Origin of the sequence: Flavobacterium sp. (assembly GCF_023151265.1) — a bacterium.
Lineage (GTDB): Bacteria > Bacteroidota > Bacteroidia > Flavobacteriales > Flavobacteriaceae > Flavobacterium.
This window is the reverse complement of record NZ_JAKLJH010000012.1, coordinates 21,115-27,533: the sequence shown is the minus strand read 5'-3', so window position 1 is coordinate 27,533 and position 6,419 is coordinate 21,115. Positions and strand designations below refer to the sequence as shown.

The 6,419-nt window shown below is 31.9% G+C and carries 7 protein-coding genes; 2 read left to right on the top strand and 5 right to left on the bottom strand.

Annotation, left to right across the window (positions count from 1 at the left end):
• Both L6Q46_RS02340 and L6Q46_RS02335 read left to right on the top strand, forming a co-directional pair.
• On the top strand, positions 1-697 hold a 697-nt coding region (locus tag L6Q46_RS02340), incomplete at its 5' end, for a rhomboid family intramembrane serine protease (protein WP_291282938.1).
• 3 nt (positions 698-700) lie between these two features.
• Positions 701-1,741, top strand: a complete 1,041-nt coding sequence (locus L6Q46_RS02335; RefSeq protein ID WP_291282937.1) for an endonuclease/exonuclease/phosphatase family protein — start codon at positions 701-703, stop codon at positions 1,739-1,741.
• A gap of 2 nt (positions 1,742-1,743) precedes the next feature.
• On the opposite strand, the gene L6Q46_RS02330 is transcribed toward L6Q46_RS02335, so the two are convergent.
• The 5 genes from L6Q46_RS02330 to L6Q46_RS02310 form a co-directional block, all read right to left on the bottom strand.
• On the bottom strand, positions 1,744-2,358 hold the full coding sequence (locus L6Q46_RS02330; protein ID WP_291282936.1) for a WbqC family protein: 615 nt from the start codon (positions 2,356-2,358) through the stop codon (positions 1,744-1,746).
• An 88-nt stretch (positions 2,359-2,446) separates the two neighbouring features.
• Complete coding sequence (lepB, locus tag L6Q46_RS02325; protein WP_291282935.1) at positions 2,447-4,162, bottom strand: signal peptidase I; 1,716 nt, start codon at positions 4,160-4,162, stop codon at positions 2,447-2,449.
• Between the two features lie 36 nt (positions 4,163-4,198).
• A complete protein-coding gene (dapB, locus tag L6Q46_RS02320; RefSeq protein ID WP_291282934.1) occupies positions 4,199-4,906 on the bottom strand; it encodes a 4-hydroxy-tetrahydrodipicolinate reductase in 708 nt (235 codons plus the stop codon).
• A 44-nt stretch (positions 4,907-4,950) separates the two neighbouring features.
• Positions 4,951-5,511 (bottom strand): DUF5683 domain-containing protein, encoded by a 561-nt coding sequence (locus L6Q46_RS02315; protein ID WP_291282933.1) that lies wholly within the window; start codon positions 5,509-5,511, stop codon positions 4,951-4,953.
• A complete protein-coding gene (locus tag L6Q46_RS02310; protein ID WP_291282932.1) occupies positions 5,511-6,410 on the bottom strand; it encodes a ParB/RepB/Spo0J family partition protein in 900 nt (299 codons plus the stop codon). Before L6Q46_RS02310 ends, L6Q46_RS02315 begins: the two co-directional genes overlap by 1 nt.
• Positions 6,411-6,419 lie beyond the last annotated feature (9 nt).

The following is a 6,419-nucleotide window of genomic DNA, read 5'->3' as shown; positions in this document are numbered from 1 at the left end:
TTTAAGTACTTTCATTAGAACACCTTGGACATTAATCACATTTAATTTCTTTCATGCTGGATTTTTGCATTTGATTTTTAATTTGATGGTGCTACATTTTTCTGGACGTTTATTCAATACTTATTTTACAGATAAGCAATTGTTTGGTGTTTATGTTTTAGGAGGCATTTTCTCTGGAATCACATTCGTTCTTTCGTATGTTTTTATTGGGAAAGCAGGTTTGTTAGTCGGAGCAAGTGGTGCTATTATGGCCATTTTAATTGCCGCAGCAACGTATGCGCCTTTTATGCTATTGCGTATTCCGTTAATTGGTATTGTGAAGCTTTGGCACGTGGCTTTTGTTATTTTGTTAGTAGACTTAATTCAAATGCCGTTAGATAATACAGGCGGACATTTAGCTCATTTAGGTGGAGCTTTATTCGGATTTATCTACATTAAGTTATTGCAATCAGGTAAAGATATTACAAAGCCTTTTTCAGCTGTATTAGGTGCTTTTGCGAATCTTTTCAAACCTAAAAAGAAAACGCCATTTAAAAAAGTACATCGCAATGCAACAAAAAAAGGCGTAAATTCGTTTCAAGATAATAAAGATATGACTCAAAAGCAGATTGATGATATTTTAGATAAAATCAGTAAATCGGGCTATGATAGTTTAACAAAAGAAGAAAAGGAATTCCTATTTAAAGCAGGAAAATAATACATGCAAAAGCAAAGTTGGTTAAGCAAATTAATGTTTTTTCTTAATATAGTTTTAGCTGTAGTAACTTTTGTTGCTTATACTTTGCCTTTTTTAGCGCCAAAAGTTTTTCCGTTTTTGAGTGTTTTAACATTAGGATTGCCAGTTTTTTTATTCCTTAATTTTTTCTTTTTTGTGTATTGGTTGCTTCAGTTAAAGCGTTATATGTTGCTATCTGGATTTGTTTTGTTATTAGGAATTACGTTTGTAAATCGATTTTATAAATTTTCTGAAACTAATATTCCAGCTGAAACTTCCGATTTTAAATTGATGAGTTACAACGTTAGATTGTTCAACTTATATGAATGGTTGCCTAATAAAGATGTGCCTGAACAAATTTCGAAATTCATAGTAGAAGAACAGCCTGATATTTTGTGTTTGCAAGAGTTTTCTCCAAACGAATTGGTTTCAAAATCGTTCAACTTTAAATACAATTTTACAAAGTTGTATGGAGGAAAAAATAAATACGGACAAGCCATTTATTCTAATTTTAAAATAATTGACGAAGGAGAAATTGAATTTCCAAATTCGAGTAACAATGTCATTTTTGCTGATATTGTAAAAGGTAAAGACACTATTCGTGTGTACAGTATGCATTTGCAATCCATAAAAATCAGTACGGATATTCACGAAAAAATTGATGAGGAAAAGTCAAAGTTTATTTTCAAACGTTTAAGCGAAGCTTTTACTGTGCAACAACAACAAGCGGAATTGATTAAAAAACATTTTGAAGATTGTAAGTTTTCAAAAATTATTTGTGGTGATTTGAATAATAGTGCTTTTTCTTACGTGTACCGAACTATTAAAGGCGATATGAAAGATGCTTTTGAACAAGCTGGAACTGGTTTTGGTAAATCGTACAATTACAAATATTATCCGGCTCGAATTGATTATGTTTTTGTGGAAGAAAACATTGAAGTAAAAGAATTCAAATCAATTGAAACTTTTCAGCAAAGTGATCATTTTCCACAAATTACACGTTTGAAAATCGATGAAAAAGAATAATCCTAAAGTTGTTGGTTCTTCAAATAATCAACAGCGTATCTTCCTTCGTTAAAAAGTAAATCTAAAATACTTAAATTATTGATAAAACCATGTTTTTCATTGAAAACTTGTGTGTATTCTTCTAATTGTGTAGTGTCTTTTTTTCCGTTTACTAAATGTCTGAAATCGTTATAATCAGAAACTTCATGGAAGAATTCAGTAGTTTTTTGAGGTTGAATGTTAATTCCTAATGAATCGTTTACCAACTGAAAAACTTCTAAATTCAAATCCATTAAAAACTCGTGTTTCTTTTCAAATAATGGACGAAAATCATCTTCAAAATATTCAAAAAAAGGTGAAGTTCTGTAAGCGGCTTCCAGTGATTTAAAATGATTTTTTTGCCATCCAAAATCATTTTCAATGCGAACATCTTTATACTTTTGATGTTTTTCAATAGCATGTTTTACAGGGATATTCAATAATTGAACTCCGTTTGGACTATAAATATACATCCTGTTTCTATTGGTTTGCTTTTGAAAATTATCTTCCATTTCAAATGTAACCGAATCTGCTTGAAGCATCACTACATAATGACTAATTGATGGGAAATAAGTTGGATGTATAAGAATGTTGTTCATGATAAAATATTGTTTTTAAAAACACGAATTTCACTAATTAGCACGAATTAATTTGTGATAATTAGTGAAATTTATGTTTGTAATATAATTAAGCTTCTTCTTTCTTTTTCTTCTTTTTTCTGAAGTAATCAAAAGCAAAATATCCAGCTAACGCGATTAAAAAATATTGAAAATACGATTTTGGTTGGCCATCACCGCTAACGGTTGTAAATAATCTATCCCAACGGATGCTCCAGTTTTTAAGACCATCGTTAATACCATCGATACTCATCCAAATGAAAATAGGTTTACCAACAATATGGTCAGCAGGAACAAATCCCCAATAACGCGAATCTAATGAGTTGTGACGGTTGTCTCCCATCATCCAATAGTAATCTTGTTTAAAAGTGTAAGAAGTGGCAACCTGACCGTTGATACGGATTTCATCTCCGTTTACTTTTAAGTCATTTCCTTCATATTCGCCAATTATTTTTTTATAAAGCGGTAAATTTTCTTTGTTTAAGGCTACTGTTTTTCCTGCTTCAGGTATGTAAATTGGTCCCATATTATCACGGTTCCAATTGTTTTTTACTGAAGGTTTTCCATCTTGAATGTCAGTAAAAATACCATCTTCACTTGTTTTACTAATTTGACGTTTTACAGAACCAATTCTACTATCCGATTTAAGTTTTTCGTATTTTTCAGCTGTTAAGTTTCCATAAAAATAACTTGGAGAAATCATCAAACCTAATTTGTTATAAATATCTTGATCTATCTGACCTGTTACAGCTGTAGTTAAGGTGTCTCTTGCTATTTCTTCAAATGCATATCTGCTGATTAGCTCATTTTTGAATTCAGGTTTGTCCCAAATTTCATTTTTAATTTCAAATAACGGATAGCCTTCTGTAATTTGGTAGAAGCTTTTAATTTCATCAGCATTTACATTATTTGTTTTAATTAAATAAAAATACTGTGGTTTTGCTCTTTCAGGAAGAATTGATTCTTTTCCGTTAATAAAAATGATACCATCTCTAATTTCAAAATTATCTCCTGGAATAGCGGTACAACGTTTTACGTAGTTGGTTTTTTTGTCGATTGGTTTGTCATATCTTTTATCAGCGGCTTTGTACATGTGAAACAATGTGTCTGCAGGCCAGTTAAACACTACAATATCATTACGCTCAATTTTTTGCACAGCAGGAAAACGGAAATAAGGTAATGAAGGTTTTGCTAAATATGATTTTACTTTTACAACAGGTAAAGTATCGTGAACCATTGGTGCAGCAATTGGTGTCATTGGTGTTCTTGCACCGTAATGGAATTTACTCACAAACAAAAAGTCACCTACCAATAAAGATTTTTCTAACGATGAGGTTGGAATGGTGTAAGGTTGGATGAAATAGGTGTGAACTAAAGTTGCCACAACAATAGCAAACGATAATGAACCCAAAGTATCCATGGTTTTGTTCGGTGCTTTTAAATCGCGATCAGCATGATATGTTACTTCTTGTGTATAGTTTACATAAGCGATGTAAAATCCTAAGGTAACAACACCTAAAACCATGTCTAAGGTTGATTTTTTACCGAAAGTTCTTAAGGTTTCAATCCAAATGATTGGAAATAAAAATAAATTGATAACTGGAATAAACAGTAGTAAAATCCAATATTTCGGGCGGTTTATGATTTGCATCAATACAATTCCGTTATACACTGGAACAAATGCTTCCCATGCTTTTCTACTTGCTTTTACGTATAATTTCCAAGTTCCAATTCCGTGTATTAACTGAACCAGTAGAATAAGGATTAACCAACCGAATATTTCCATTTTTAATATCGTTTACTTGTTAAATTGTCTAATTGTTTATTTTGAGGTTAAACCCAAAACATCTTTCATCGTGAAAACACCTTTTTTACCTACCAACCATTTAGCTGCAACAACAGCTCCTAAGGCAAAACCTTCTCTGCTGTGTGCTGTGTGTTTGATTTCGATTTGATCTACTTCGCTATCGTAAAAAATGCTGTGTGTTCCAGGGACATTTTCGATGCGTTTTGCTTCAATATGAATTTCATTGCTAATTGGAGTTTCTAAAGTCCAATTGGCATAATCTGTATGCTTGATAACACCTTCTGCTAATGTTATTGCTGTTCCGCTTGGTGCATCTAATTTTTGAGTGTGATGAATTTCTTCCATTGAAACGTTGTATTGTTTCAAGTTAGCCATCATTTTAGCTAGATATTCATTCAATTCAAAAAATACATTTACGCCTAAGCTAAAATTAGAAGCATAAATAAAACTTCCATTTTTATCTTCACATAGTTGTTTCATTTTCGAATAATCCGCTAACCAACCTGTAGTTCCTGAAATAACTGGAATACCATTATTTAAACATTCTGAAATATTTCCTACGGCACTATCAGGAACACTAAAATCGATAGCAACATCGGCATTCAATAAACCTTCAAATGTATTGTCGTGATCTTTTTTTAATACGATTTCATGACCTCTTTCTAAAGCTATTCTTTCAATAACTTTTCCCATTTTTCCGTATCCTAAAAGTGCAATTTTCATAGTAATTAGTTGTTGGATTGATTGAATTGTTACCTAATATTTTGTTAAAAACGATAGGTGAGTGTCATGCCATAATTGAATCTGTAATCCATTTGATTTTGATTCATGTCAGGTTTTAAAGAAAGATTATCATTAACATTGAATTGCATTAAATGCGCGTCGATATTAGCATCTACAATATTTAAAATGTAAATAGCACCCGTAATTAAAGCTGATAAATCTCTGTTTTTTTGATGAAATTTTTGCGCTCTAATTAATCGGTCATTATCTAAACCACCATAAATTGGATGATTAGGGTCTGAAGTACCATCTAATCTTCTTTTGTATTCGTCACGATATTCGTGATATTTATTCTGATTGAAAGTATAGTAATAAATTCCAGCGCCAAGACCTGCATAAACAATCGGAATTTTCCAATATTTTTTGTTGTAAGCTTGACCCAGTCCAGGAACTAAAGCTGAATAAAAAGCTGCTCTAGCAGGACGATTTGGATCTATGACTGCTTTTACAGTATCTTTTGGAATTAAACTGATTTCTTCTTGTGCTTTTCCTTCAAAAGTTAGAAAAAGACAAGTTAAAATAAATATGTAATGTAGCTTTTTCACTAAGAATTAATTAGTTTCAAGATACGATTAAAGTCTTCTTCTGAATGGAAAGGAATAGTGATTTTACCTTTTCCGTTACCAGCTACTTTAACGTCAACCTTTGTTCCAAAATAGTTAGCAAACGCTTTTTTCTCGTCTTCATTAATGTCAAACGAGTTCCCTTTTGCAGGCTTAGCTGTCTTTGGTTTTAAACTATCTTGGTAATTTTTAACCAAAGCTTCTGTTTCTCTAACCGAAAGATTTTGAGTTACGACTTTGTGATAAATATCGCTCTGAACATCTTGATTGTCAATGTTAATCAACGCTCTTCCGTGTCCCATCGAAATAAAACCGTCACGCATTCCTGTTTGAATGATTGGATCTAATTTCAATAAACGTAAATAATTGGTAATTGTTGAACGTTTTTTACCAACGCGCTCACTCAATTCTTCTTGCGTTAAATTGATTTCTTCGATTAATCTTTGATACGAAATCGCCACCTCAATAGGATCTAAATCATGACGTTGGATGTTTTCCACCAATGCCATAACCAATGATTCGTTGTCATTAGCCAAACGAATGTAAGCCGGAATCGTTTTTAATCCGATTAATTTAGAAGCACGCAAACGACGTTCTCCCGAAATTAATTGGTAGTTATTAAAATCTAATTTTCTAACAGTAATAGGTTGAATTACGCCTAATTCTTTAATCGATTTGGCTAATTCTTGTAACGTTTCTTCGTTAAAATTCGTTCTCGGTTGAAACGGATTAATTTCAATCGATTCGATATCTAATTCAATAATATTTCCTACAACTTTATCTGCGTTTTTGTCCTCAACCGATTTAATATCGTTCTCCGGATCTTTCAATAAAGCCGATAATCCTCTTCCTAAGGCTTGTTTTTTTACCGCTTTTGTCATCTTACTCTA